This window comes from Williamsia herbipolensis (genome assembly GCF_000964005.1).
Taxonomy (GTDB): Bacteria; Actinomycetota; Actinomycetes; order Mycobacteriales; family Mycobacteriaceae; genus Williamsia_A; species Williamsia_A herbipolensis.
Genome location: NZ_JXYP01000014.1, coordinates 181,219 through 207,332 on the forward strand (window position 1 = coordinate 181,219; position 26,114 = coordinate 207,332).

At 70.0% G+C, this 26,114-nt stretch carries 22 protein-coding genes and 1 pseudogene; 13 read left to right on the plus strand and 10 right to left on the minus strand.

All coding sequences use genetic code 11. The features are described 5' to 3' along the window. Positions 1–59 precede the first annotated feature (59 nt). Positions 60–356: a WhiB family transcriptional regulator gene (locus tag TU34_RS06765; RefSeq protein ID WP_045822081.1), complete on the minus strand. Its 297-nt coding sequence runs from the start codon at positions 354–356 to the stop codon at positions 60–62. 458 nt (positions 357–814) lie between these two features. Between TU34_RS06765 and TU34_RS06770 the strand changes: the two genes are divergently transcribed. The 3 genes from TU34_RS06770 (at position 815) to TU34_RS06780 (ending at position 3,375) form a co-directional block, all read left to right on the plus strand. Next, complete coding sequence (locus tag TU34_RS06770) at positions 815–1,693, plus strand: hypothetical protein (protein ID WP_052688785.1); 879 nt, start codon at positions 815–817, stop codon at positions 1,691–1,693. A 189-nt stretch (positions 1,694–1,882) separates the two neighbouring features. Further along, entirely contained in the window at positions 1,883–2,458 is a 576-nt protein-coding gene (locus TU34_RS06775) for a sigma-70 family RNA polymerase sigma factor (protein ID WP_045822082.1), read from the plus strand. Between the two features lie 71 nt (positions 2,459–2,529). Then, a complete protein-coding gene (locus TU34_RS06780) occupies positions 2,530–3,375 on the plus strand; it encodes an anti-sigma-D factor RsdA (protein ID WP_160298511.1) in 846 nt (281 codons plus the stop codon). Between the two features lie 43 nt (positions 3,376–3,418). Here TU34_RS06780 and TU34_RS06785 read toward each other — a convergent pair whose 3' ends face one another. Beyond that, positions 3,419–3,805: a DUF5319 domain-containing protein gene (locus TU34_RS06785; RefSeq protein WP_045822083.1), complete on the minus strand. Its 387-nt coding sequence runs from the start codon at positions 3,803–3,805 to the stop codon at positions 3,419–3,421. A gap of 245 nt (positions 3,806–4,050) precedes the next feature. Here TU34_RS06785 and guaB point away from each other — a divergent pair, with 245 nt between their 5' ends. From guaB to guaA, 4 genes are all read left to right on the plus strand, one after another. Next, the gene (gene guaB, locus TU34_RS06790) at positions 4,051–5,610 is read left to right on the plus strand and encodes an IMP dehydrogenase (protein ID WP_045822084.1); all 1,560 of its coding nucleotides are present in this window, start codon (positions 4,051–4,053) and stop codon (positions 5,608–5,610) included. Between the two features lie 75 nt (positions 5,611–5,685). After that, the gene (locus TU34_RS06795) at positions 5,686–6,828 is read left to right on the plus strand and encodes a GuaB3 family IMP dehydrogenase-related protein (protein WP_045822085.1); all 1,143 of its coding nucleotides are present in this window, start codon (positions 5,686–5,688) and stop codon (positions 6,826–6,828) included. A 137-nt stretch (positions 6,829–6,965) separates the two neighbouring features. Further along, on the plus strand, positions 6,966–8,774 hold the full coding sequence (locus TU34_RS06800) for a GMC family oxidoreductase (RefSeq protein WP_045822252.1): 1,809 nt from the start codon (positions 6,966–6,968) through the stop codon (positions 8,772–8,774). Positions 8,775–8,784: 10 nt separating this feature from the next. Continuing rightward, positions 8,785–10,392, plus strand: a complete 1,608-nt coding sequence (gene guaA / locus TU34_RS06805) for a glutamine-hydrolyzing GMP synthase (RefSeq protein WP_045822086.1) — start codon at positions 8,785–8,787, stop codon at positions 10,390–10,392. A 164-nt stretch (positions 10,393–10,556) separates the two neighbouring features. On the opposite strand, the gene TU34_RS06810 is transcribed toward guaA, so the two are convergent. Together TU34_RS06810 and TU34_RS06815 are read right to left on the minus strand one after the other, a co-directional pair. Further along, complete coding sequence (locus TU34_RS06810) at positions 10,557–10,751, minus strand: hypothetical protein (RefSeq protein ID WP_238981196.1); 195 nt, start codon at positions 10,749–10,751, stop codon at positions 10,557–10,559. Then, positions 10,744–12,120: a PspC domain-containing protein gene (locus TU34_RS06815; protein ID WP_082079996.1), complete on the minus strand. Its 1,377-nt coding sequence runs from the start codon at positions 12,118–12,120 to the stop codon at positions 10,744–10,746. The genes TU34_RS06810 and TU34_RS06815 overlap by 8 nt, the downstream gene beginning before the upstream one ends. A gap of 130 nt (positions 12,121–12,250) precedes the next feature. Between TU34_RS06815 and TU34_RS06820 the strand changes: the two genes are divergently transcribed. The 3 genes and pseudogenes from TU34_RS06820 to TU34_RS06830 form a co-directional block, all read left to right on the plus strand. Next, on the plus strand, positions 12,251–13,540 hold the full coding sequence (locus TU34_RS06820) for an ATP-binding protein (RefSeq protein WP_238981197.1): 1,290 nt from the start codon (positions 12,251–12,253) through the stop codon (positions 13,538–13,540). After that, positions 13,537–14,208, plus strand: coding sequence for a response regulator (locus tag TU34_RS06825; protein WP_045822088.1), 672 nt, complete (start codon positions 13,537–13,539; stop codon positions 14,206–14,208). The genes TU34_RS06820 and TU34_RS06825 overlap by 4 nt, the downstream gene beginning before the upstream one ends. A gap of 350 nt (positions 14,209–14,558) precedes the next feature. Continuing rightward, a pseudogene (locus tag TU34_RS06830) lies at positions 14,559–16,049 on the plus strand (ABC transporter ATP-binding protein); the annotation flags it as partial. A gap of 164 nt (positions 16,050–16,213) precedes the next feature. Here the strand turns inward: TU34_RS06830 and TU34_RS22955 are convergent. The 5 genes from TU34_RS22955 to TU34_RS06860 form a co-directional block, all read right to left on the minus strand. Further along, complete coding sequence (locus tag TU34_RS22955) at positions 16,214–17,452, minus strand: serine/threonine-protein kinase (protein WP_238981213.1); 1,239 nt, start codon at positions 17,450–17,452, stop codon at positions 16,214–16,216. Between the two features lie 165 nt (positions 17,453–17,617). Next, entirely contained in the window at positions 17,618–18,508 is an 891-nt protein-coding gene (locus TU34_RS06845; RefSeq protein ID WP_045822091.1) for an RNA polymerase sigma-70 factor, read from the minus strand. Then, the gene (locus TU34_RS06850) at positions 18,505–19,653 is read right to left on the minus strand and encodes an NAD(P)/FAD-dependent oxidoreductase (RefSeq protein ID WP_045822092.1); all 1,149 of its coding nucleotides are present in this window, start codon (positions 19,651–19,653) and stop codon (positions 18,505–18,507) included. The genes TU34_RS06845 and TU34_RS06850 overlap by 4 nt, the downstream gene beginning before the upstream one ends. A 91-nt stretch (positions 19,654–19,744) precedes the next feature. Then, positions 19,745–20,473: a GTP pyrophosphokinase gene (locus TU34_RS06855; protein ID WP_082079999.1), complete on the minus strand. Its 729-nt coding sequence runs from the start codon at positions 20,471–20,473 to the stop codon at positions 19,745–19,747. 88 nt (positions 20,474–20,561) lie between these two features. Then, positions 20,562–21,146, minus strand: coding sequence for a helix-turn-helix domain-containing protein (locus tag TU34_RS06860; protein WP_045822093.1), 585 nt, complete (start codon positions 21,144–21,146; stop codon positions 20,562–20,564). 93 nt (positions 21,147–21,239) lie between these two features. Here TU34_RS06860 and TU34_RS06865 point away from each other — a divergent pair, with 93 nt between their 5' ends. The 3 genes from TU34_RS06865 to TU34_RS06875 all read left to right on the plus strand — a co-directional run bounded on the left by TU34_RS06865 (position 21,240) and on the right by TU34_RS06875 (position 24,827). Then, the gene (locus TU34_RS06865; protein WP_045822094.1) at positions 21,240–22,208 is read left to right on the plus strand and encodes an NAD(P)/FAD-dependent oxidoreductase; all 969 of its coding nucleotides are present in this window, start codon (positions 21,240–21,242) and stop codon (positions 22,206–22,208) included. Positions 22,209–22,377: 169 nt separating this feature from the next. Beyond that, complete coding sequence (locus tag TU34_RS06870) at positions 22,378–23,232, plus strand: hypothetical protein (RefSeq protein WP_150116429.1); 855 nt, start codon at positions 22,378–22,380, stop codon at positions 23,230–23,232. Further along, the gene (locus tag TU34_RS06875) at positions 23,232–24,827 is read left to right on the plus strand and encodes a DNA polymerase Y family protein (RefSeq protein WP_045822095.1); all 1,596 of its coding nucleotides are present in this window, start codon (positions 23,232–23,234) and stop codon (positions 24,825–24,827) included. Before TU34_RS06870 ends, TU34_RS06875 begins: the two co-directional genes overlap by 1 nt. A 16-nt stretch (positions 24,828–24,843) precedes the next feature. On the opposite strand, the gene TU34_RS06880 is transcribed toward TU34_RS06875, so the two are convergent. Continuing rightward, positions 24,844–26,013 (minus strand): serpin family protein, encoded by a 1,170-nt coding sequence (locus TU34_RS06880; RefSeq protein ID WP_160298512.1) that lies wholly within the window; start codon positions 26,011–26,013, stop codon positions 24,844–24,846. Between the last annotated feature and the right edge of the window lie 101 nt (positions 26,014–26,114).

The following is a 26,114-nucleotide window of genomic DNA, read 5'->3' on the forward strand; positions in this document are numbered from 1 at the left end:
ACGAAGGGCACCCGGGAGAACCCGGGTGCCCTTCGTCGTGGACATCGTGTGCGGCGCGATCAGCCCGCCATGCGGCGACCGACGCCGCGCTTCATGAGGATGCTGCGCTCGCTCTCGGAGAGGCCGCCCCAGATCCCGTAGGGCTCGGCGACGGCGAGCGCGTGCTCGCGGCACTGGGCGATCACGGGGCACTGGTGGCACAGTTCCTTGGCGCGGCGTTCGCGGTGTGCCCGTGCCCGGCCGCGCTCACCGTCGGGATGGAAGAACATCGACGAGTCGACACCGCGGCACAGGCCCTTCATCTGCCAGTCCCAGATGTCGGCGTTCGGTCCGGGAAGGTGGTTTGGCTGAGGCAATGTGGAGCTCCTTGTACGTGCCGATTTCGGCGTGAACTGGTTGGGTGAAGCAGTTCTCCGGAGTCGAGTACGACGTTGTCCCCGCCCGACTCGCTCAACGTAGGCGACGGTCGGAAAACCAGTCAACAACCCCGCACGGCTGAGCAAAACCCTTGGTGGGAACCAGATGTTAAGCAGATGTTGCGTCGGTGCCCGGTCTGATCGAAGGCCACATCGGACGTCGCGGCGGGCCGTGAACAGAGGTGAATCGCCACGCCACAGGGCACTTCGCGCCGTGCGTGACGATCGTGTCGACACGCGGCCGGATGTCCGTCGGTGTCCGATCGGGTCCGAGTGGTTAACGTCGCGGACATCCGCGGGTGACCTCGGGGTGACACCCGGGCCGAAATCGGTCGGTCACGAGCAGGTTAACTTTTCGCTAAATCGGGGCTCGGATGCCCTGAAGGAGGCCCACAGCTGTGATCGACATCGCTTTCGGGGCCCGTCCCGACGCCGTCGTCGATGCCTCGTCCGGGGTCGACGACGGCGTGACCGGCCACGACAGATGGCTGCGCGCGGTGGCTCTGGGCGCGAGCGGTCACTACGCACGCGCACTAACAGAACTGCAGCGGTCGCGCGCAGCGACGGCCGCCGGGCCGCACTCGTCGGCGCTGCTGTCCCTCGTCGCCTCGACGCAGGCGTCGCATCTGCGCCAGTGCGGCCGGCATGCCGACGCGCGTCGCCTCGACGGGGACGCCCTGGCGCTCGCGGTGGCGGCGCCCCCGTCACCCACGGCGACCTCGGCGACCGCGGACGCCCTCGTGGGGCTGGCCGCCGATCATCTCGGACTCGCCGCCTTCGATGTCGCGGAGCGTCTCCTGGATCGCGCCGTGTCGGGGTCGGCGGATCGCGACGGGATCGGACGGGCTGAGTCCGAGGGCGACGCGCATCTGTGGACATGGGTGCACGGCGGCCGACTCGCGCTGCGTGCAGCCTGGGTGCGGACCGAACTGTGTCTGTATCGCGGCGATCCCGTGGGCGCCCGGCGCAGCGCGGACACCGCCATCGCCGCGGCGCAGGGGTGCCCGTCGGTGCGGCACGTGCTCAAGACCGACCTCATCGAGGCGGCGACGCGCGCGACGTGCGGCGACATCGGCGGCGCGATCGATCTGGCCGCCGACTGCGTCCGGGGGGCCGATTGTCTGGGGCTCGACCCGTTGCGATGGGCTGCGGCGGCGCTGCTCGTGGGTCTGTCGCCGCACCTGGACCAGCCCACTTCACGCTGGGCGGACGAGCAGGAGGCGCGGGCACGTCGGGCGGTGAACGCACGCGGCGGTCACCTGCAGCCGGCTCGGTAGGTGCAGAGGTGTCCAGTGGGATGCCAGGACACCGATGTGACCCGCGACCGCTCGCTAAGCTGACTACCGAGTTGGCGCCGCACGACGGCCCACCCCGCCGACTCTCCTCCGCCGCACGCCGGTCCGACGCCCCGAACCGCCCCGCCCACCCGAACTCCGACGCATGTAACGCAGGGACCTCACTCGACGATGATTCTCACAGGTGACGAGTTGGATCGCGCTGTCGCCGCCGCAGGGCGGGGTAGTCGGTCTGCTCTCTCCGATGTACTCGAGAGTGTTCGACCCCTCGTCGTGCGGTATTGCCGGGCGAGGGTGGGGGCAGGCGAGCGGCACACGCTGTCCGCCGACGATGTGGCGCAGGAGGTCTGTATGGCCGTTATGACCGCGCTGCCCAGGTATACCGACCAGGGGCGGCCGTTCATGGCCTTCGTGTACGGCATCGCCGCACACAAGGTGGCGGACGCGCATCGTGGTGCCGCGCGGATCAAGTCCGATCCGTTCGAGACCATCCCCGAGACGATGGACGTCGACGACGGCCCCGAACAGGCCGCTCTGAACGCCGATGCGAGCAGGCGGATGGATCGCCTGCTGAGCAGGCTGCCGGAGAAGCAGCGCGAGATCCTCGTGTTGCGCCTGGTGGTGGGGCTGTCGGCCGAGGAGACCGCCGATGCGGTCGGGAGCACGCCCGGCGCGGTGCGCGTCGCACAGCACCGGGCCCTGAACAAGTTGAAGAACGAGATGACGAGAGCAGGTGAGGGACGATGAACGACGACGATCGCACGTCGCCCTTCGGTCGAGGTCCGTCCGGACGTGACCGCTCTGGTCGGTGGGAAACAGTGAACGCACACGGCGGAGACGCACCCGACGGAGTCGACGCGGCGACGGTCGACATGGAGGCCGTCCGCGCCGACGATCGCCTCCTCGACGCGCTGGCCCGCAACCAGATGCCCGGCGGCTTCGGTACCGACGCGTCCGATCAGCAGCTCGCCTCGCTCCTCGCGGGCTGGCGGTACGAGATCGACGCCGTCCCGATGCCCTCGGGGCCGACGATCGACGAGATCGAGGCGGAGATCGCCCGTGGCGGCCGAATGGACTCGCGCAGGACGGCCATGCGTCGCCTGCGGGTCGTCGCCGGTGCGGCCTCGGTCGCGCTGGTGGCGTTCGGTGCGGTCACGGTGCTGGCCCAGAACTCCAACCCCGGCGATCCGCTGTGGGGTGTGAAGCAGGCGATGTTCGGTTCCGCGGCCAGCGCGACCGTGGCCTCGGCCGATGCGCAGTCGAACCTCGAACAGGCCGAACAGGCCCTGTCGACGGGCGACAAGCGCCGCGCCGCGGAACTGTTGGTGGAGGCGCAGAAAAAGGTCGGCGGCATGTCCGGCGACGACTCGCGTCAGCGGATGCAGGACTGGACGCAGCGTCTGGCCCAGCAGGTCGGACCGATCCCGAACAACCCGCTGACGTCCATCACGAATCTGCCGTCGATCTCCGGGATCCCGCCGATCCAGCTGCCGCCGGACGTCACGCTTCCCTCGATCGAGATCCCGTCGAACGTCCCGGACCCGCGCACGCTGTTGCTGCGTCCGATGCCCCCGAAGTCGACCGCGCCGACCACGACGACCCCGATCCCGTCCAGTGCGGCGCCGTCGGACACCACGACGACGACCACGACGCCGGCAGGCTAGTCCCAGCAGCGTTCGGCACGGTGGGAACGAGAAAACCTCGAGCTCAGTCCTCGTCGGTGTGCATGACCGCGTCGGCGTAACCACGGCAGTAGTCCCACGTCACGTACGCCTCGGGCGCCGGGTCGACAGCGGGCTCGTGCGGGCGGACGGTGCCCTCGACCAACAGCTGCAACAGGTTCGCGCGCAGCATGTCCCAGTCGTGGTAGTGGTCGAGCTGACAGTCGTCGCAGACGACGACGAGACCCCGGACACCGCGTCGGGCCAAGAGGGCCTCGTACACCGCGAGATCGGCGAGATCCTCCTCGACCGCGAGGCGTTCCTCGGCGTCGAGCGGCTGCGCCGGTTCCACCGAATCCAGGGCCGCGCAGGGGTCGCTCGGATCATCGGCGAAGGGATCCGGGGGCAGCCCCGGCGGCAGGTGGTCGCGCACACGGCCACCGTAGTCAGCGACACGCGTCGGGCGCCACCTCAGTACTCCCGCTGATCGCAAATGCCACCGACGGATCCTCGTCACCCCGGTCTTCTCGGGGCTTATACGATGGGACGACACGTCGGCACCCCACGGCAGCGTCGTCCATCCCGAGGACGTCGCGCGATCGCCACCCACGCCCGTCGAGATCGGCGCGGACGGTTGACCCCGGAATCCGACGACACCATCGAGAGGTTGATCTGACGATGACCCCACCCACCGACCACCAGGCCTCCCTCGACACCACGCCCAGCACACCGGCCGTGCGCACCGGCGGCGACGACCCCGGCAAGGTCGCGATGATGGGTCTCACCTTCGACGACGTGCTGCTGTTGCCGGCGGCGTCGGACGTGATCCCCAGCGAGGTCGACACCTCCTCGCAGGTGACCCGCGAGATCCGACTCAAGGTGCCGCTGGTGAGCTCGGCCATGGACACCGTCACCGAGTCGCGGATGGCGATCGCCATGGCGCGCGCCGGCGGCATGGGCGTGTTGCACCGCAACCTGTCCATCGACGACCAGGCGGGTCAGGTCGAGACCGTCAAGCGGTCCGAGGCCGGCATGGTCACCGACCCGGTCACGTGCAGCCCCACGAACACCCTCGCCGAGGTCGACGCGATGTGTGCGCGGTTCCGTATCTCCGGGCTGCCGGTCACCGACGCCGACGACAACCTGCTGGGCATCATCACCAACCGCGACATGCGCTTCGAGGTCGACCAGAACCGCCCGGTCTCGGAGGTCATGACCAAGGCGCCGCTGATCACCGCCCAGGAGGGCGTGTCGGCCGAGGCCGCGTTGGGTCTGCTGCGGCGGAACAAGCTCGAGAAGCTGCCCATCGTCGACGGCAACGGCAAGCTCACCGGTCTGATCACGGTGAAGGACTTCGTGAAGACCGAGCAGCACCCCGACGCCACGAAGGACTCCGACGGTCGCCTGCTCGTCGGCGCCGCCATCGGCACCGGTGATCAGCAGTGGGCCCGGGCGATGGCGCTCACCGACGCCGGCGCGGACGTGATCATCGTCGACACCGCCCACGCCCACAACCGTCTCGTCCTCGAGATGGTGGCCAAGCTCAAGGCCGAGGTCGGCGACCGTGTGCAGATCGTCGGCGGCAACGTCGCGACGCGCGAGGCCGCCCAGGCACTCGTCGACGCGGGCGCCGACGCGGTGAAGGTCGGCGTCGGGCCCGGATCCATCTGCACCACCCGTGTGGTCGCCGGCGTCGGGGCGCCGCAGATCACCGCGGTGATGGAGGCGGTCGCGGTGTGCAAGCGCGCCGGGGTCCCGGTGATCGCCGACGGCGGCCTGCAGTTCTCCGGCGACATCGCCAAGGCGCTGGCCGCCGGTGCGTCGACGGTGATGCTCGGCTCGCTCCTCGCGGGCACCGCCGAGGCGCCCGGTGAACTGATCCTGGTGAACGGCAAGCAGTTCAAGAGCTACCGCGGCATGGGATCGCTCGGCGCGATGCAAGGCCGCGGCGAGAAGAAGTCGTTCTCCAAGGACCGCTACTTCCAGGACGACGTGCTCGCCGAGGAGAAGCTGGTCCCCGAGGGCATCGAGGGTCGGGTGCCGTTCCGCGGTCCGCTCACCCAGGTCATCCACCAGCTCCGCGGTGGGCTGCGCGCGGCGATGGGCTACACCGGTTCGGCGACCATCGAGCATCTGCAGGAGGCCCGCTTCGTGCAGATCACCGCGGCCGGGCTCAAGGAGAGCCACCCGCACGACATCACCATGACGGTCGAGGCACCGAACTACTATTCGCGCTGATCGCCCTGACCACAGGGTGTCGCCGGTTCTCGGCGGCACCGGCGGGGGCGCGGCTCACAACGGAAAGGTGCACCGGTGCGTGACCTGGTGGACATCGGCATGGGCAGAACGGCCCGGCAGACCTTCGAACTCGACGACATCAACATCGTCCCGTCGCGGCGGACCCGCTCGTCGAGTGAGGTGTCAACGGCGTGGCAGCTCGACGCCTACCGCTTCGACACCCCGATCCTGACCCACCCGACCGACGCGTTGGTCTCACCGGAGTCGGCGATCGAACTCGGTCGACAGGGGGCGCTCGGCGTCCTCAACGGTGAGGGACTGTGGGCGCGACACCGCGACGTCGAGGCGAAGATCGCCGAGGTGATCGCGATCGCGATCGAGGAGGTCGATCCGTCGGCGGCCATCCGACGCCTGCAGGAACTCCACGCCGCCCCGCTCGACACGGGACTGCTGGGGGAGAACGTCGCCCGCGTCCGCGAGGCCGGGGTGACGACCGCGGTGCGCGTCAGCCCGCAGCACGCGCAGGAGATCACGCCGACACTCGTCGCCGCCGGGGTCGACCTGCTGGTCATCCACGGCACGATCATCTCCGCCGAGCACGTCTCGCACGACGGCCGTGAACCGCTGAACCTCAAGACTTTCATCAGCGAGCTCGACATCCCGGTGGTCGCCGGCGGCGTCCACGACCACCGCACCGCGCTGCACCTGATGCGGACCGGCGCGGCGGGCGTGATCGTCGGATACGGCTCGGCCGAGGGGTCGACCACCACCGGTGAGGTGCTGGGGATCGGTGTGCCGATGGCGACGGCGATCGCCGACGCCGCGGCCGCGCGCCGCGAGTACCTCGACGAGACCGGTGGCCGCTACGTGCACGTGATCGCCGACGGCGACATCCACACCTCGGGTCACCTCGCCAAGGCGATCGCGTGTGGCGCCGACGCCGCGATGCTGGGTACCCCGCTCGCCGCCGCCGCGCAGGCGCCGGGCCAGGGCTGGTTCTGGACCGCAGCGGCCGCTCACCCCTCGCTTCCCCGCGGCGCCCTGCTGCAGGTGGCCCTCGGCGACGACCGTCCCGGCCTCGATGTGGTGCTGCACGGTCCGTCCTCGGAGCCGTTCGGGCAGCTCAACGTCGTCGGAGGTCTGCGCCGGTCGATGGCGAAGGCGGGCTACTCCGATCTGAAGGAGTTCCAGAAGGTCGGGCTCACCGCGCACTCCTGACCGGTGTGACGAGGGCTGTGCGGGAACGTGGACAGTTCGTCGAATCCGACAATGGGTGTTGTACGATGAGGTCTGCGTCATAGCGGTTCAGTCCGTCTCCGGTGACGCGATCACACGATCTGTCGCGAGGTGACCCGATGCCCACTCCCGGTACGCACGACTACGACGTCCTGATCATCGGATCGGGTTTCGGCGGCAGCGTGAGCGCGTTACGGCTGGTCGAGAAGGGCTATCGCGTCGGTGTCATCGAGGCCGGCCGTCGGTTCGAGGACCCGGATTTCGCCAAGACCAGCTGGCGTCTCAACAAGTTCGTGTGGGCGCCCAAGCTAGGGCTGTTCGGGATCCAGCGGATCCACATGCTGCGCGACGTGATGGTGCTCGCGGGCGCCGGCGTGGGCGGCGGTTCGCTGAACTACGCCAACACCCTCTACAAGCCCCCGACGCCGTTCTTCACCGATCCGCAGTGGGGACACATCACCGACTGGGACGACGAGCTCGAATCGCACTACGACCAGGCGCGTCGCATGCTCGGCGTGGTCACCAACCCCACCTTCACCAATTCCGACCGTGTCATGAAGGAACTCGCCGAGGAGATGGGTGTCGCCGACACCTTCGGCCCCACCCCGGTCGGTGTGTTCTTCGGCGAGAAGACCGGTGGCGAGGGCAAGCCCGGGCAGACGGTGCCCGACCCCTACTTCGGGGGCGCCGGACCGGAACGCACCGCCTGCACCGAGTGCGGGTCGTGCATGACCGGCTGCCGGGTGGGCGCCAAGAACACCCTGCTGAAGAACTACCTGGGTCTCGCCGAGCGGAACGGCGCGCAGATCCTCGACCGCACCACCGTCACCGGGTTGCACCCGCACGCCGACGGTTCGTGGTCGGTCGACACCGAGCGTACCGGCACCTGGACCCGTCTCGGCGCGCGTCGGCGCACGCTGACCGCCGGCCAGGTGATCGTGGCCGCGGGCACGTACAACACCCAGAAACTGCTCCACCTCGCCAAGGACGACGGGTCGCTGCCCGCCCTGTCCGACGCCCTCGGTCAGCTGACCCGCACCAACTCCGAATCGATCCTGGGGGCCATGCGCAGCAAGGTCGACCCGACCGACGACTTCTCCGAGGGCGTCGCCATCACCTCGTCGATCCACCCGGCGTCGGACACCCACATCGAGCCGTGCCGATACGGCAAGGGCTCCAACGCGATGGGGCTGCTGCAGACGATGCTCACCGACGGTGAGCCCGGACGGAACCGCTTCCTCAAGTTCCTCGACGAGGTACGCAAAAACCCGTTCGCGTTGCTGCAGCTCATCAACGTGCGCAACTGGTCGCAGCGCACGGTGATCCTGCTGGTGATGCAGAACAAGAACAACTCGCTGTCGACGTTCGTCCAGCGGTTCGGGCCGTTCCGGTTCGTCAACAGCCGCCAGGGCCACGGCGAACCCAACCCGACGTGGATCCCCAAGGGCAACGAGGCGGCACAGCGCGTCGCGGCGAAGCTCGAGGGACTGGCCGGCGGGACCTGGGGCGACGTGTTCAACATGCCGATGACCGCGCACTACCTCGGCGGGTGCGTCATCTCGGACTCGCCGTCGAACGGCGTGATCGACCCGTACCACCGGGTGTGGAACTACCCGACGCTCCACATCACCGACGGTGCGTCGATCAGCGCGAACCTCGGCGTGAACCCGTCGCTGTCGATCAGCGCGCAGGCCGAACGTGCGATGTCGTTCTGGCCCAACAAGAACGAGGCCGACACGCGGCCGTCGCAGGCTCAGCCGTACCGTCGCCTCGAGGCCGTCGCCCCGCAGGCGCCGGTGGTCCCCGACAGTGCACCGGGTGCCCTGCGTCTGCCGATCGTGGCGATCACCTCGGGTGGCACGGCGCCGCGATCCGATGACGCCCTGCTGCCCACCGCGCAGGTCAGCCGCGACGGGGTCAGCGCCTAGACTGAGCGGCGTGACCGCACCCGAACAGTCGAGCCCGGCCGCTTCGTCGCCTGCCGAATCGGCCGCCCCCCGCCCCGTCCTCGTCGTCGATTTCGGCGCGCAGTACGCGCAGCTCATCGCACGGCGGGTCCGCGAGGCGCGTGTCTACTCCGAGGTGATCGCCCACTCGGCCTCCATCGAGGAGATCAAGGCCAAAAACCCGGTGGCGCTGGTCCTCTCGGGCGGCCCGGCGTCGGTCTACGCCGAGGACGCACCGGGTCTCGACCCCGCCGTCCTCGACCTCGACATCCCCGTGTTCGGCATCTGCTACGGCTACCAGGCCATGGCCAACGAGCTCGGCGGGGTGGTGGCCAACACCGGCGGCCGCGAGTTCGGCCGCACCACCCTGTCGCTGACGGGGGAGTCGGTCCTGCACTCCGGTCTGCCCGAGAGCCAGCCGGTGTGGATGAGCCACAACGACGCCGTGCAGGAGCCCCCCGCCGGGTTCACCGTCACCGCGTCGACCCCGGGTGCGCCGGTCGCGGCGTTCGAGAACCTGGAACGCCGGATGGCCGGAGTGCAGTACCACCCGGAGGTCATGCACACCCCACACGGCCAGCAGGTGCTCACGCGCTTCCTCTACGAGGTCGCCGGGCTCGAACCGAGCTGGACGGCGGCCAACATCGCCGACGCCCTCGTCGAGCAGGTGCGCGCCCAGGTCGGCGAGACCGGTCTCGCGCTGTGCGGTCTGTCGGGCGGCGTCGACTCCGCGGTCGCCGCGGCGCTGGTGCAGAAGGCGATCGGGGATCGGCTCACGTGCGTCTTCGTCGACCACGGTCTGCTGCGTGCCGGCGAGCGCGAACAGGTCCAGAAGGACTTCGTCGCCGCGACCGGGGCCCGCCTGATCACCGTCGACGCCGAGGAGACCTTCCTCCGTGAGCTCGCCGGGCACAGCGATCCCGAGACCAAACGCAAGATCATCGGTCGCGAGTTTATCCGGTCGTTCGAGGGTGCGGTCTCCGACGTGATCGGCGATGCCGACTCGAGTGTCGATTTCCTGGTGCAGGGGACGTTGTATCCCGACGTCGTCGAGTCCGGCGGGGGCAGCGGCACCGCGAACATCAAGAGCCACCACAACGTCGGCGGACTGCCCGAGGATCTCGAGTTCGCCCTCGTCGAACCCCTGCGCCTGCTGTTCAAGGACGAGGTGCGGGCGGTCGGTCGCGAGCTGGGTCTGCCCGAGGAGATCGTTGCGCGCCAACCGTTCCCGGGTCCCGGCCTGGCGATCCGCATCGTCGGTGAGGTCACCGCGCAACGGCTCGACATCCTGCGCGCCGCCGACCTGATCGCCCGTGAGGAACTCACCGCGGCCGGACTCGACGACACCATCTGGCAGTGCCCCGTGGTGCTGCTCGCCGACGTCCGCAGTGTCGGGGTGCAGGGTGACGGGCGGACCTACGGACACCCGATCGTCCTGCGGCCGGTGTCGAGCGAGGACGCCATGACCGCCGACTGGACCCGCGTTCCCTACGAGACCCTCGAGCTCATCTCGACCCGCATCACCAACGAGGTCGCCGAGGTCAACCGCGTGGTCCTCGACGTCACCAGCAAGCCCCCGGGCACGATCGAGTGGGAATAGCCCCCCAGTTGGGCACGTAACGACGCCGGTTGGGCACGTAATGCCGTCGGTTGGGCACGTAATGCCGTCGGTTGGGCGGGTAGTGCAGCCCCCGTGCAGTGTGGTGCCCAACTGCGGTATCTACGTGCCCAACTGCGGTATTTGCGTGCCCAACTGGGGTGGGGTCAGGGTTTGCGGCGACTGACGCCACCGGCGACGATCAGCGCGACCCCGAGGATCACGGCCACCCCGACCGCGGCCCATCGCAGGACAGCGGTGTCGGCGACCTCCGGTGATCCGGCGAGTCCCCAGAGGGCGATCGCCAGACCGGCGACCCCGACGAGTGCCTGGGCGGGCCGCAGGCCCCGTTCGTCATCCACGATCCACCGTCACCTGTCCGAGGACGTTCGAGATGTCCACGCGCAGAACCGGACCCGCGGTACCGTCGTCACCGCTCGGGCACGTCTGGTCACCCACGATCACCCTGCACCGGGTGTCGAGGTTCATCCCCTTCGGAGCGATGACCCGGATCTCGCCGACGCCGCCGCGTACCCGCACCGACCGGTCGGCGGTGAGCGTCACCGATCGTAGGTCGAGTGTCGCCTGCCCCACCGAGTGGTCGTATTGCGCGGCGATGTCGGCCTCGGTCAGCGGTCGCCATTCACGTTGTCCCACGCCGCCTCCGGGCAGCAGATCGCTACCCGCCAGCAGTGACCCGCCGACGACGCCGACCGCGAGGATCACCGCGAGCCCGACGAGGCCCGAACCGCGCCGCGACACCACCCCGACGAGCAGACCGACACACACGACGGCCAGCGACAAGGCCATGATGCGGACCGGTGTGAGGGCGGAGACGCCGGCGAATGCCGCGGTCGTCGCTGCGGCCGCGACCAGTAGGGCGACACCCAGGGTGATCGGGGTGAGAGCCGAGCGTGGCCTCCGTGTGGCGGGCGGATAGGTCGGGGCGGGATCGGAGGGTTCGGGCAGATCCCAGGCGAACGGGGCGACACCCAGGGGATCCCACGCCGGTGGTGTGCTCGGCATCTCGGTCGTCGGCCCGGTGTCGGAGTCCGTGTCGGCGGTTGCCGAGCGCTCCTTCGTCAGGTCGACGGGTCCGGAGGCCGTGGTGCCGGCAGCTGACGGGTCGGTCCAGGCGCGGGGAGTCCAGCGGGTGAAGGTCTCGGTGGCCGCCAGGGTGGCCGCGCCGACGGTGTCGGCGGAGGTGCCGGCCACGGGATCGGGGCACCGTTGATACAGCAGCCACCACGCGAGGAGCATCAGCGCTGCTCCGAGGAGGCCACCCGATCCCCAGGCCACGTTCGGGCCGAACGAGGTGACGGCGACGACGAGGATCACCAGCACCACGACCGGCGGCGACAGGTGCGGCCCCCGCCCGTCGTGTCCGTGAACGTGCCGCCGGCGCCCGCGACGACCACGCGCGGCCCGGAACCGGTCGCGCTGATCGCGTCGCGACACGCCGTCGGAGACGCCGTCGGAAGGGAAGGTGACCCATGCGGCGATGTAGAGCACGATGCCGCTGCCGCCGAACAACGTGGCGACGACGAACGCGACCTTCACGAGCGTCGGATCGATGCGGTATCGCTGTGCGACACCGCCGCACACACCGGCGACGGTGCGGTCGCCGCCGGTGCGGACGGGCCGCGTGTCCCACATCCGGTGCAGCGTCTCGGAATTGATCGCGCCGGGATTCGGCGTGCCCGGGTTCCGGTTCGGTGTCTCCGTGTCCATGCCGACCATCCTGGTGCGCCGACGGGCCGCGCACCATCGGTGTTCACCCTGAATCGGTGCGCCGATTCCGCGCGCCCGGTCAGGGTCGTCCCTGATGTGCGGTGCGGGGTGTGCGTGTCACCATCTAGGCGTGAACGGGCAGGACGAGGGGCGCGCGCACGACGCCGCGGTGCGCGCGGGGGTGCCCGGCCGTGTCCTGCGTCGCGACGGCGGCCGGATCATCGGTGGCGTCGCCGGCGGTGTCGCCGACCATCTCGGCGTCGACGTGGTGGTCGTGCGGATCGTGTTCGTGGTGCTCAGCGCCCTCGCCGGCGCCGGGGTGTGCGCGTACGGCCTGCTGTGGTTCTTCTGCCCACCGGGTACCGACACGCGACCACCGCCGCGCGGCGAACGTGCCCAGGCCTACGGTCTGGCGCTCGTCGGTCTCGCCGCGGTGGTGGTCGTCGGCTTCGCGGCATCGGGGACGCCGGCGGAGTACCTGGTGCCGCTGGTGGTGGTCGCGGTCGGCGCGAGCCTCGTGTGGCGCGAGTTCGACACCGGCCACGGCGGTACCCGCAGCCGGGTGATGACCTGGACCCGCGTCGCCGGCGGAGGCGTCCTGGTGATCGGTGGACTCGTCGTCGCGGTCCTCGCCACCGACCGATCGTTCGGCGGTCTCGGGACCACCCTGCTCGCCGTGGTCGCGACCCTGCTCGGCGTGGTGCTGCTGACCGTCCCGCTGTGGATGCGGATGCTGCGCACCGTGAACGCCGAACGCGCCGCGCGGATCCGCGCCGCCGAGCGCGACGAGATCGCCACCCACCTCCACGATTCGGTGCTGCAGACACTCGCGTTGATCCAGAAGCAGGCCCATCGCCCCGAGGAGGTCACCCGACTCGCGCGCGGACAGGAACGCGAGTTGCGGCGATGGTTGTTCGGCGAGACCGACCGGGCGGGCAGTTCACTCGCCGCGGCGGTGAAGCTGATGGCCGGCGACGTCGAGGACGCGTACGGCATCGAGGTCGACGTGGTGACCGTCGGCGACCTCACGTGGCCGCACGGATCGCCGCGGTCCGACGTGCCCGACACCAAGCGGTGGGCCGCGCTCGTCGCAGCCATACGCGAGGCATTGATCAACGCGGCCAAGCACTCCGGTGAGCACAAGGTCGATGTGTTCGCCGAGGTCACCGCAGACGGCGTCGAGGCCTTCGTGCGCGACCGCGGGCGGGGTTTCGATCCCGACGCGGTGCCCCACGACCGACAGGGTCTGGCGAAGTCGATCCGCGGGCGCGTCGAACGCCACGGGGGCTCGGTGGTCGTGAAGACCGCGATCGGCCGCGGCACCGAGATCGTCTTGTCGATGCCGCGTGAGCATCACGCATCCGAGAACGCGACCGACGGCGTGCACACCGTGCCCGCCGAGAGCGGGGAGAACCGATGACCGATGTCACCACGACGTGCCGGGTGTTCCTGGTCGACGACCACGCCGTGTTCCGCTCCGGGGTGCGCGCCGAACTCGCGACGGCGAGCGGCATCAGCATCGTGGGGGAGGCGGGGACGGTGGCCGACGCGGTGGCCGGGATCGTCGAGGCCACACCGGATGTCGTGCTCCTCGACGTCCACATGCCCGACGGGGGCGGCGTCGCCGTCGTCCGCGGTGTCGCCGATTCGCGTATCGCGCAACCGCCGGTGTTCCTGGCGCTCAGCGTGTCCGACGCCGCCGAGGACGTCATCGCCACCATCCGCGCCGGTGCCCGCGGGTACGTCACGAAGACCATCGCCGGCACCGAACTCGCCGACGCCGTGCGCCGGGTCGCCGACGGTGACGCGGTGTTCAGCCCTCGCCTGGCCGGGTTCGTCCTCGACTCGTTCACCGGACGCTCACCGATGCCCGAACCGCACCTCGACCCCGAGCTGGACTCCCTCACCCCGCGGGAACTCGAGGTGCTGCGCCTGCTGGCCCGCGGCTACACCTATCGCGAGATCGCCGAGGACCTCTTCATCTCGGTCAAGACGGTGGAGACCCACGCCTCCAACGTGTTGCGCAAGACCCAGCAGTCCAACCGCAACGCACTGACGCGATGGGCGGCGAACCGCCACATCCGTTGACACGGAACAGACGTGGTGTGACGGCAGGCACGTAGCGACCCCACAGCAATCGTCGCGGTGACCACACAGATTCGGTTCCTACCTTCACGGGTGTCGGCAAGAGATGCCGACACGAGAGAAGGAGTCCGACATGGCATTCGCACAGCAGAACCCCACCCCCAACCGCACCGCCCCGAAGCGTCGTCAGCGCACGTGGGATCCGCGCACCCGTCGGTGGACCTGGATCTGGCGCTGACCCGGTCCCTCGCCACGCCGGTGTCACACCGTTCTCTGGGGCCCGCGATCATCGCGGGCCCCAGAGCTGTTGTGCGCCCGGATCACAGCCGTCACCTCGACAACCGGAGAACCCCATGACCTTCACCGCCGCCCTACGCCGCTTCGGGCCCCTGTTGCGTCCCGATCGCGCCACGATCGGACTGGCCGCACTCCTCCTGTCGGTGGCCGCCGCGTGCGAGATCGCCGCGGTGTTCTTCCTCTCCGACCTGATCGACTCCGCGCTGAGCGCGGAGTCCACCGCCGACTTCGTCGAGTCGGCCGTCATCTGGTTGATCGTCACCGCTGTCGCCGCCGCAGCCGGCTACCTCGGTCTGCTCACCGCGGTGGGTACATCGGAACGCTTCGTGCTGGCACTGCGCACGAAGCTCTATGCGCACGTGCAACGGCTGAGTCCCCGCACGCATCGCCGCATCGGGATCGGTGATCTCGTCGCCCGCCACACCGGCGACATCGAGGCCGTCGAACACATGACCGCGTCGGGGCTGTTGCAACTCGCGATCGGGCTCGCCCATGTCGTGGGCCTGCTGGTGGTCGCGATCGTCATGAGCTGGCAGGTGTCGACCGTCGCCGTGGCGGCCATCGTTGTCCTGGCGGCGTCGTCGGCGCTGTTCGGTCGGTCCCAGACCGCGGCCACGCGCGCCGAACGGGTCGCGACCGCCGACATCGGTGTCGCGGTCCACGAGAGCCTCGCCGGCCTCGAGACGACCGTGGCGTACAACCAGCAGGACCGCGAGCAGCACGTCCTGTCCCGTCACGGTCGGTCGTGGCTGGCGGCCCGGATGTCGCAGACCCGCGTGGAGGCGGGCTTCGGTGCCGTCATGAACGTCGGCCAGGTGCTCACGATGTTGGCCGTCGCCGTCGTCGGTGCCTGGCAGATCCGTGCGGGCGCACTGAGTCTCGGTGGTCTCGTCGCTCTCACCGGTTACCTCGGGTACCTCTATCCGAAGGTCCAGGAGATCGCCGAGATCCGCCTCGCGATCGCCTCGTCGGTGGTCAGTGCCGACCGCGTCGCCGAGATCCTGGACATGCCGGCGTCGACCGTCGACGAACCCACCGCCCATGCGCTGCCCACCGTCCGTCCGCGCCTGGAGCTGTCGGGCGTCGCCTTCGGCTTCGATCGGCCGCTGCTCACCGATGCGACGCTGTCGGTGCGTCCCGGAGCGATCGTCGCGCTCGTCGGGGCCAGCGGATCCGGGAAATCCACTCTGGCGGCGCTGATCACGCGCCTCGAACGCCCCCACCGCGGGACGATCCGAGTCGACGGGAACGACATCACTAGCGCCACAGCGCAATCGGTCCGCGAGGCCATCACGCTGCTACCGCAGCAGGTCGTGATCCGCAGTGGCACCATCGCCGACAACATCGCTTTCGGGCGACCGGATGCGACCCCCGAGCAGATCGCCGACGCCGCGCGCGCGGCCGACGCCCACCGGTTCATCTCAGCCATGCCGCAGGCCTATCAGACGGTGGTGACCGACGGCGGTTTGTCGTTGTCCGGTGGTCAACGTCAGCGGATCGCCATGGCTCGCGCCCTCATCCGCGACACACCGGTCCTCGTCCTCGACGAGCCGACGACCGGCCTCGACGCCGAGTCGGTGCACAGGGTCATCGCTCCGATCCGGCGACAGGCGGCCGGGCGGGCCACCCTCGTCATCACCCACGACCGTCGCCTCGCGGCGATGGCCGACGAGGTGATCGAGCTGCGCGACGGGGTCACGCGACGCATCGATCAGAAGGCGACGACGACGATGACGAGCAACACCACGAGGAGAACCACCACGGCCACGCCGATCAGGGCGGGTGAGATCGGGCTGACCGGTTCGGGAGTCGGCGGCGAGGGCGCCACCGGTGGTCGGGGTGCGACCGGCGGCTGGGATGCGACCGGTGTCGGGGGTGCCACCGGCGGCGGTGGCGTCACCGGAGGAGGTGTGGCCGCCGGTGGTGCGGGGGAGACGGTCGCGCCGGTGATCTCACTGCGGGGACGGATCGGTGCACCGGTGGGCTGACCGGTCGGACGCGGACCCGTCGATGACGGTGCATGCGACGTCGTCGGGTGTACGCGCGCCGCGGGCAGTCCCGTCTCGGTGCGGGGCGCGCTTCGTGAACCCCGTGTCGTCGAACGTCCTCCGAGACCCCAGATCGGGATGGCGCTGTCGGTGCGCGGCAGTGGAGAGGCGAGCACCGCCGCCGGGTTGCCGCCCGGTCCGGCCGCCACGGCGGCGAGCAGATCGCGAGCCCGGGCCATCGTCGGTCGGTTGCCCGGGCTCGGCTCGAGCATCGCCAGCAGTGCCGGCGTCAGATCACCGGCGCGCACAGGCGGATTGATCTCTCCGCGCGCGACGCGGTGCAGCAGTTTCAGGGAGTCCTCGTCGACACCGAACGGCGGTTCGCCCTCCACCATGGTGAAGACTGTCGCACCCAGCGAGTACACATCGGAGGCCTCGGTGGGCTCCGCCCCGCGGGCCACCTCGGGCGCGAAATAGGCCGGGGTACCGGTGATCACGCCGGTGTCGGGTCCGGCCGCCTCGTCCTTGGCGCGGGAGATGCCGAAGTCGGAGATCTTCACCGTCCCGGCGTCGCGGCCGGTGTTGGCGATCAGGATGTTGCCGGGCTTGATGTCGCGGTGGACGATGCCTTCGCGGTGCGCGGTCGCCATCGCCGACGCGACCTGGGCGCCGATCTGCGCCGCGTGGCGCATCGACAACGTGCCGGTGGTGTGCAGGATCTGCGCGACGCTGCGCGAGGGGAGGTACTCCATCACCAGCCAGGGCTCGCCGCCGTCGACGGCGATGTCGTGCATGGCGATCGCGTTGCGGTGGGCCAGACGCGCCGCCATCCGTCCCTCCCGCAGGGCGCGGGTACGCACGTCGTCCGCGGACTCCTCGGTGAGCCCCTCGGTCGACACCACCTGCTTGACGGCCACCTCGCGGTCGAGCAGCTGATCACGCGCCAGCCACACCGCACCCATGCCGCCGCCACCCAGCTTCGACCGCAGTCGGTACCGGCCGGCGACGAGCGAGCCGGGGCCCCGGATCTCGCGGGGTGTACGTGGAGCGGTCACGGGAATCGAGGTTAGTGGACGAACTGTGTGCTCGTGCGGATGTACACCTCAACCGACCCGCGGCGTCGGTCCTCAGCGGGCGATCACGTGGGAGGCGGTGACCTCGGCGAGTTTGTCGGGGTTGCGGACGACGTACACCCCGGAGATGGTCGTACCCCTGCTCTCGAGGACGAACACCGAGTCGACGGCGCCGGCGGAGGTGATGATCACCGCGGGTGACCCGTTGTAGCGCGCGGGTTCGAAACCGGGTTCCGGGATCCCCCGCCGGGCGATGCCGACGAGGAAGCGGCTGACGGCATCGGCGCCGTGGATCGGTCGACGGGCCGCGTTGACCTTGCCGCCACCGTCGGAGATCAACACCGCATCGGGCGCCAACATGTCCATCAGCCCCTGGACGTCCCCGGTCATCGCCGCGGTGAGGAAGGCGGTGGTGACCTCGGCGACATCACCGTCGGCGTCGAACCGTCGCCGGCGCGACTGCACGTGCGACCGTGCACGATGCGACATCTGACGGACCGCGGCGACCGAACGTCCCACGGCGGCGGCGATCTCGGCGTGGGAGAACCCGAAGACCTCCCGCAGCACGAACACCGCCCGCTCGTCGGGACCGAGGGTCTCGAGGACGACCATCATCGCCATCGACACCGACTCGCTCAGCACGACATCGGCCTCGGGGTCACTGTCGTCGAGACGCAGCGGCTCCGGAAGCCACGGCCCGACGTAGTCCTCGCGTCGACGGGATGCCGAACGCAGTGCGTTCAACGACTGGCGCGTGACGATCGCCGCGAGATACGAGCGGTCGGCGTCGACCGTGTCGAGATCGACGTCGGCCCACCGCAGGTAACTCTCCTGCAGGACGTCGTCGGCGTCGGTGGTCGAACCGGTGATCTCGTAGGCGATCGTGAACAGCAGCGGTCGCAGCGCGGTGAAGACCTGCGCGTGATCCCGGACCGGACCGGTCACCGCCGGGGTCCGCGTGTCCAGGAGTACGAGCCGCCCTTGCGGCCCTCGCCGGCGATCCACCGCACCGTCATACGGCACACCTGTTCCTTCACGAGCCCACCGGCGCGCCCACCGATGTGCACTCGCCGAGGTCGGTCGGATCGATCGGTGAGCACGACGGTGCCGCCGTCGCGGCCCAGACCGATGCACTGCGCCGCGAAGCCCTGGTCGACGCGGCGGGGTGGCGTGCCGTCGAGCAGCGCGGTCACCGTGCCCGCGGCCTGCGCCCCCAGCGGCAACGCCGCCTGGCAGCTCATCCGCAGGTCGATGCCGTCGACCACCACGGCGTCCCCGGCCCCGACGATCCGCGGATCGGACACGCTCACCAGGTGGTCGTCGACACGCAGTCGACCGGAGTCGTCGGTTGCCAACCCGCTGTCGCGGGCGAGTGGGGGAACACCGAATCCCGTTGTCCAGACGGTGATGTCGGCGGCCAGCGTGCGACCGTCGGCGAGAGTGACCTTGCTGTCGGAGACCTCGCTCGCCGTGGTGCCGTCGATGACGTCGACCCCGAGACGTCGCAGGCGCCGCGCGACCGATCGTGCCCCGCTCGCCCCGGCCGTGGGCACCAGACCGCCACCGGCCACCAGCGTCACCGACCCGTGCGGTCGGACCTGTGCCATCTCGGCGGCCACCTCCACACCGGTCAGGCCGCCGCCGACCACCACGATCGCGGCGTCGCGGGGTGCGCCGGCCAGTCGGTCGGCGAGCCGCTGCGCCTCGTCGGCGTCACCCAACCGGTCCGCGAACTCCGCGACGCCGGGAACCGACGACGAGCCGGTCCCGCTGCCGACGGCGTAGATCATCGCGTCGTAGGTCAGTGATCGTTCGCCATCGCCATTGCCATCGAGGACGACGCGGCGGGCGGGTCCGTCGATCCGCGTGACGGCGGCCTGGACACGGGTGATCTCCGGATGCAGCAGGGTCGCGAAGTCGAGGGTCGCGGCGCCGGTGCCCGCGGCGAGCTGGTGGAGCCGGATGCGTTCGACGAACCGCGGATGCGGATCGATCAGGGTCACCCGCGCGGCACCGGTCGCCTGCAGTCGGTTGGCGGCCATGCATCCCGCATAGCCGGCCCCGATGACGATCACGTGATGGTCGGTCATGGTCTTCCTCTCGCCGGGTCGGTGGCGACACTTGTCGGCGTCGTCACCCCCTTCAGACACCGGTCGGACCGAGAACGTGACAGGCGCCGGTCTACGGGGTGTTGTCGAATCGGCTGCGCGCGGCCACCCAGCGGTGGAGCACGTCGTCGGTGGGCACCACGTCCCCGTCGGGGGAGCGGGTGTCGGAGCCGCGGATCTCCTCGTGCAGGTGTTCCATCGTGGCGTCGAGTCGGTGTGCGGTCTCGGCCGCCTCGGCCAGTTCGTCGAGCAGACCGGCGGGCACCACCGTGTCGTACTTGTAATAGATCTTGTGCTCGAGGCTGGCCCAGAAATCCATGGCAATGGTGCGGATCTGGAGTTCCACGGTCACGGTGACCACCCGGTCGCTCATGTTGACCGGGATCGCCAGCAGCGCATGAAGGCTGCGGTAGCCGTTGGGTTTGGGACGGGCGATGTAGTCGCGGATCTCGATCACCGTCACGTCGTCCTGGCGGGTCAACATGTCGAGCACGCGGTAGACATCGGACACGAACGAGGTGGTGACGCGGACCCCGGCGATGTCGGTGATGGCCGCGCGGATGCCGTCGAAGGTCGGCGGGCACTTCTTGCGACCGATCTTGTCAAGGATGCTGTCGGGTGACTTCAGTCGCGACGACAGGTTCTCGATCGGGTTGTAGTCGTGCAGGTGGGTGAGCTCGTCGCGCAGGATGGCGATCTTCGTGTGCACGGTGTCGATGCCGAACTTGTACTCCATCATGAAGCGCGCGAAGTCATCTCGCAGCTGCCGCATGTCGGCGTGTCCCACACCGTCGGGGAACATCTCGGTGGGGATCAGGTCGGGCAGCCGTGGGTTCGAGACTGTGATGTCCGATTCGGTCACGCCACGACTGTACGTATCGCCGGGGGAGTCAGTCATCGGTGCGCACGTGCGCGCGCTCGCCCTGCTTGCCGAACAGCATCAGCACCTCGGCCGGGCCCCGATCGGTGGTACCGATCCAGTGCGGCAGGTGGGTGTCGAACTCGGCGGCCTCACCGGGAGCGAGTTCGAGGTCGCGGTCGCCGAGGACGAGGCGTACACGGCCGTCGAGCACATAGAGCCACTCGTAGCCCTCGTGCGATCCGGTGGTCACGCGGTCGCCGGGGCTTGCGGTCGGGATCACCACCTTGTATGCCTGCAGTCCGCCGGCGCGACGGGTCAGCGGGAGGTAGGTCCGGCCGTGTCGGTCGATGGGCCGCAGCGTGATCCGCGGATCCCCGGTCTCGGGTGCACCCACCAGATCGTCGAGGGCGACGCGGTACTCGCGAGCGAGGGGGAGCAGTTGCTCGAGCGTCGGCTTGCGCTGGCCGGATTCCAGTCGCGAGAGGGTGCTGACCGAGATGCCGGTCGCGTCGGAGACCTCGGTGAGGGTGGCCTCGCGGCGGGTGCGGAGCGTGCGCAGCCGCGGTCCGACGGCGGCGAGCACGGAGTCGGTGTCGGTGAGTGGGTCGGCCATGGGCCCATTTTGCCATATCGGCAAGAATGTTTGCCAGCATCTGCGGTGGGGTTGCAGTGTGGTTCTCACGACCGATGACCGGAGGAGAACGTGATGGACGAGATGATGGACGTGGCCGTGATCGGAGGCGGCGCGGCAGGTTTGGCGACGGGGGTGACCGCGAGTCGGTCACGTCGATCGGTGGTGGTGATCGACGCGGGGTCGCCGCGCAACGCCACCGCCGCCGGGGCGCACAACGTCCTCACCCGCGAGGGGATCTCACCCGCCGAGTTGGGGTCGCTCGGCCGTGCCGAGGTGGAGCACTACGGCGGTGTGGTCGTCAGCGGGACCGCGGTGCGCGTCGACGGCGGCATCGGGGACTTCACGGTGGTCCTCGACGGCGGACGCACGGTGCGCGCTCGGCGGATCGTGATCGCCGCCGGCGTCACCGACGATCTGCCCGACATCCCGGGCCTGCGCGAGCGGTGGGGGCGCGACGTCCTGCACTGCCCGTTCTGTCACGGGTGGGAGGTGCGTGATCAGGCCATCGTCATCATCGCGACCGGGTCGACGTCGGCGCATCAGGCGCAGATGTTCCGTCAGTTGAGCGAGAACGTGACGATCGCCCGCAACACCGCGCCCGAGTTCGACGCGGAGACCCTCGAGCAGCTCACGGCCCGCGGCATCGGCGTCGTCGACGGGGCCGTGGCGGAGGTGGTGGTGGTCGACGACCGGCTGGTCGGGGTGCGACTGGCGTCGGGTGAGGTGATCGGCTGCGACGCTGCGGTCGTCGCGACCACGGGTCGCGTGTTCGGTGCGGTGGTGGAGTCGCTCGGTCTCGCGGTGTCGGAGGTCCGCTTCGGCGACCATCTGATGGCCACGGTGATCGACGTCAATCCGATGGGCGCGACCACCGTTCCCGGCGTCTTCGCCGCGGGCAACGTCGCCGACGCCCGCGCGACGGTGATCGCCTCGGCCGCGGCTGGGGTCAACGTCGCGATGGGCGTGCACGCGAGCCTCATGGCCGACGACATCGCCGGCGCGCTGGCCGCGCATCGGGAACGGTCCGGCGCGGCCGTCTGAGAGGTCGTACCCGATCGGCGCACTGCCGATTGACGGTTGTCGGACCCCGCACCTACGATCGGAATCGAAAACCTGTTCGAACGGTCGTGAGTGTTCGCACCTTCCCTGCGCACACCTTCCCCGCGACTCCCATGAGGTGTTGAGGCTCGAGGTGTTGAGGAATGGTGCGATGACGTCTGTAGACGTGAGGGAAGCCGACAAGCGGGTCGCGGACACGCTGGCGGAATTGCGCAAGAAGCTCGCCACGGTCTCGTCGACCAAGGCGAAACCCGTTGTCCCGCAGAACCAGAGAACGGTCACGGTCGCCGCCTCGGAGCAGGTCGACAAAGAGATGCTGCCGATCCCGGCCCCACTCGCGCAGATCATGCCCGGTGGGGGCCTCGCGCGGGGATCGGTGGTCGCGGTCGACGGCGCGCGGTCGGTGCTGGTCTCGATCATCGCCGAGATCACCGCCTCGGGCGGATACGTGGCGGTGATCGGCCTGCCCCACCTGAGTCTGCACGCGGTGGAGGAGATGGGTGGCGACCTGGCGCACGTGGCGGTGGTGTCCGGACAGGGCGATCCGGGGGTCTTTGATCCCGGGCGGAGCCCGGTCCGGTTCGACCCCGTGGAGGTGGCCGCGGTGTTGCTCGACGGGCTCGATCTGGTGGTGGTCGGTCTGGGCGGGGTGTCGGTGCCGCCGTCGCGGGCGCGGGCGGTGATGGCCCGGGCGCGGGCCAAGGGGTCGACGCTGATGGTGACCGACGGACGGTGGTCGGGTGTGCAGGCGACGCTCAGCGCCCAGGTCGCCGATTATCGGCACCTGCCGTTCCGGGCGGCCGGGCACGGTCGGATCTCCGGGTTGTCGTTGTCGGTGCAGGCGCGTGGTCGCGGTACACGGGTGACCGAGACCCGGATCGATGTGGTGCACGCCGACGATCGGGTCCGGTTGGTCGCCGCGCGCGGTCGGTGCCGTCGCCGCCCCGGTCACCGCCACCGGTGGACTCACGATCGCCCATGCGAACTGATGTCAGGGGCGAACTGATGACGTCCGCACCCGCGGGGAAGCCCCGACGCACCCTGGCGCTGTGGTGTCCGGACTGGCCCGCGGTGGCCGCCGCGGCCGACGCCGACATCTCCCCGGACGAACCGGTCGCGGTGATCTCGGCCAACCGCGTGGTCACCTGTTCGGCGACCGCGCGGGCGGCCGGGGTGCGCCGCGGGATGCGCAAGAGGGAATCGCAGGCACGCTGTCCCTCCCTGCACGTGATGACCGCCGATCCCGGGCGTGACGGCCGACTCTTCGAGCCGCTGGTGGCTGCGGTGGCCGAGGTGATCCCCATCGTGGAGGTGTTGCGACCGGGTCTCATGCTGCTCCCCGCCGCGGGCGCCGCACGGTACTTCGGGGGCGAGGAGGTGGCGGCGGAGAAACTCATCGACGTCGTATCCGTCTGCGGTACGGAGTCGTTCACCGGGATCGCCGACGAGCTGTTCACCGCCGTGGTGGCCGCGCGGCACGGTCAGATCGTGCCCGCCGGCGGTGACGTCGATTTCCTCGCACCGCTGTCGATCGCCGAGCTCGGAGCCGAGCCCAGCCTGTGCGGCGACGACCGGGACCACCTGATCGATCTGCTGTGGCGGTTGGGTGTGCGCACGATGGGCGCCTTCGCGGCGTTGTCGGTGACCGACGTCGCGACGCGCTTCGGTGCCGACGCCGTCGTCGCGCACCGGGCCACCCGTGCCGAGGCCGGCCGGCCGGCGTCGGGTCGCCTGCCCAGCACCGACGTCGTCATCGACCACGAGTGCGATCCGCCGATCGACCGGGTCGACGCCGCGGCGTTCGTCGGTCGCCGACTGGCCGATGAACTGCACCGTGCGCTGATGGCGGCGTCGGTGGCCTGCACCCGACTCACCGTCCACGCCTCCACCACCGGTGGACAGCACTCGTCACGCACCTGGCGATGCGCCGAGCCGTTGACCCCGGAGGCCACCGCCGACCGCATCCGATGGCAGCTCGACGGATGGCTCAGCGGGAAGGATTCCGGCAACCGACCGGACTCACCGATCTCCCGTCTGCGGCTGGAGCCGGTGGAACTCGTCGACTCCGGTGCCCTGCAGTTCGGCTTCCGTGGGGCGGGGATCCCCGGCGGCGACGGCGAGGTGGCCGATCGGGCCCGTCGGGCACTGGTGCGCGTGCAGGGTCTCCTCGGTGGTGAGGCCGTCCGTGTCCCGGTGCGCAGCGGCGGACGCGGTGTGGCCGAACGGATCACGCTCATCCCGCTGGGGGACGAGCTGACACCGGCGTCCGACCCCGACGCCCCCTGGCCGGGGCGGATCCCCGAACCGGCGCCGGCGGTGGTGCTCAGCGCGCCGGTGACGGTGCGCGACTGCAACGACGACCCCGTGCAGGTCACCCGCCGCGGGATGTTCAGCGCCGAACCGACCACGGTCACCTGGGGATCGCGGAGCTGGGATCTGCTCTGGTGGGCCGGTCCGTGGCCGGCCGACGAACGCTGGTGGGCCGCCCCCGGTGAACAGGTGGGCACCCACGCGAGAGCGCAGGTGCTGCTGAACGATTCGCGCGCCCTGCTGCTGCGATACCAGCAGCAGGGATGGACGGTCGAAGGCGTCTACGAGTGAGCCGCGGTGTGCACTTCTACGAGGCGGACGGGTCGTTCATGGTGCCGAGGAACACCGGCAGACCCGTTGCGGTGTCGACGATCTGGTAGACGAACGCCCGATCAGCGGTGAAGGTGACCGTCGGAGGTTGCGGAACACCGGTGACGATCGGCACGCCGGTGGCCGCCGCGGCGACGGTGCCCCGTTCGCCGACGGTGATGACGCCGGCCTGCGCGGCGCCGCTGACCACCGCACCGGGTGCGATGCCGTCGAGCGACCCCGGTGCGAAGATCCGCCCCATCCCGAGCGCGCGCAACACCGGGCCGAGATCGATCGACGCCTCGGTCTTCCAGCGCGGCACCGTCACCTCCACACCCGGTGTCGGTGTCGCCGCGCGCAGGGCCCCCGACACCGACGCCAACACGGTGTCGGACAACACCGATCGCGTCGTGGCACCGGACGCCGGCATGATCACCTGCATCGCCAGACCGGCACCGGCATAAGGGAGTTCGGCGGCAGTCCACCCGGGCCCGTTCGCCAGACGGGTCGAGAAGGTCCCACCCATCAGCGGCGCCGACACGGTACGACCCGTCGCCGTGGTGAACGGCTCGTCACGCGTCGCATCCGGACTGAACGGCGACGCCCAGGCGGCCGCCAGATAGACGGTGGTCAGCAGCGCGAGGTCGGTGTCGGAGCCGATCGGCACCGGTGCACGGGTGATCTGCCCGCCGGTGTTGACCGCCACCCACTCGTTCACCGCCTCCCGTGCCTGCGGTGTCGCGAAGTCCAGTGGATAGACACCGGAGTCGAAATACCGTGCGAGAGCAGTGAGATAGTCGCGACGAGGCGGATGCGAGTACGCGATGAACGCGCCCGCACCCTGCTGATACACCGGGGGACTGGGCGGGTTGTCCACATCCACCGTGCCGGGATCGCCACCGATCGCACCGAGCTGACCCAACAGCGCCGCGATCGCCTCCGGACGGCTCGTGCCGAGCACACGGTCGATCTCCGCGGCCGCGGTGTCGTCGGCACCGGCCCGCACCATCCCGATCGCCGTCACCGCGCTCCACGGGGAGACGACGGTGTTCGGCGACCCCGTCGACGACGATGCCGACGCCATCGCGACGCCGACGCGCCGGACCCCGTCGACCAACGCCTCGGTGGCCGCGCGCTCGGTGTCGATGCCGATCTGTGCGAATGTCACGCTCGGTGCCTTACTCAGTTGTGCCGTGTCGGGTGGCACCGCATCGGTGGCACACCCGCTGAACAGCAGGACCGTAGCCACGGCCACCGACACGGCCGTCC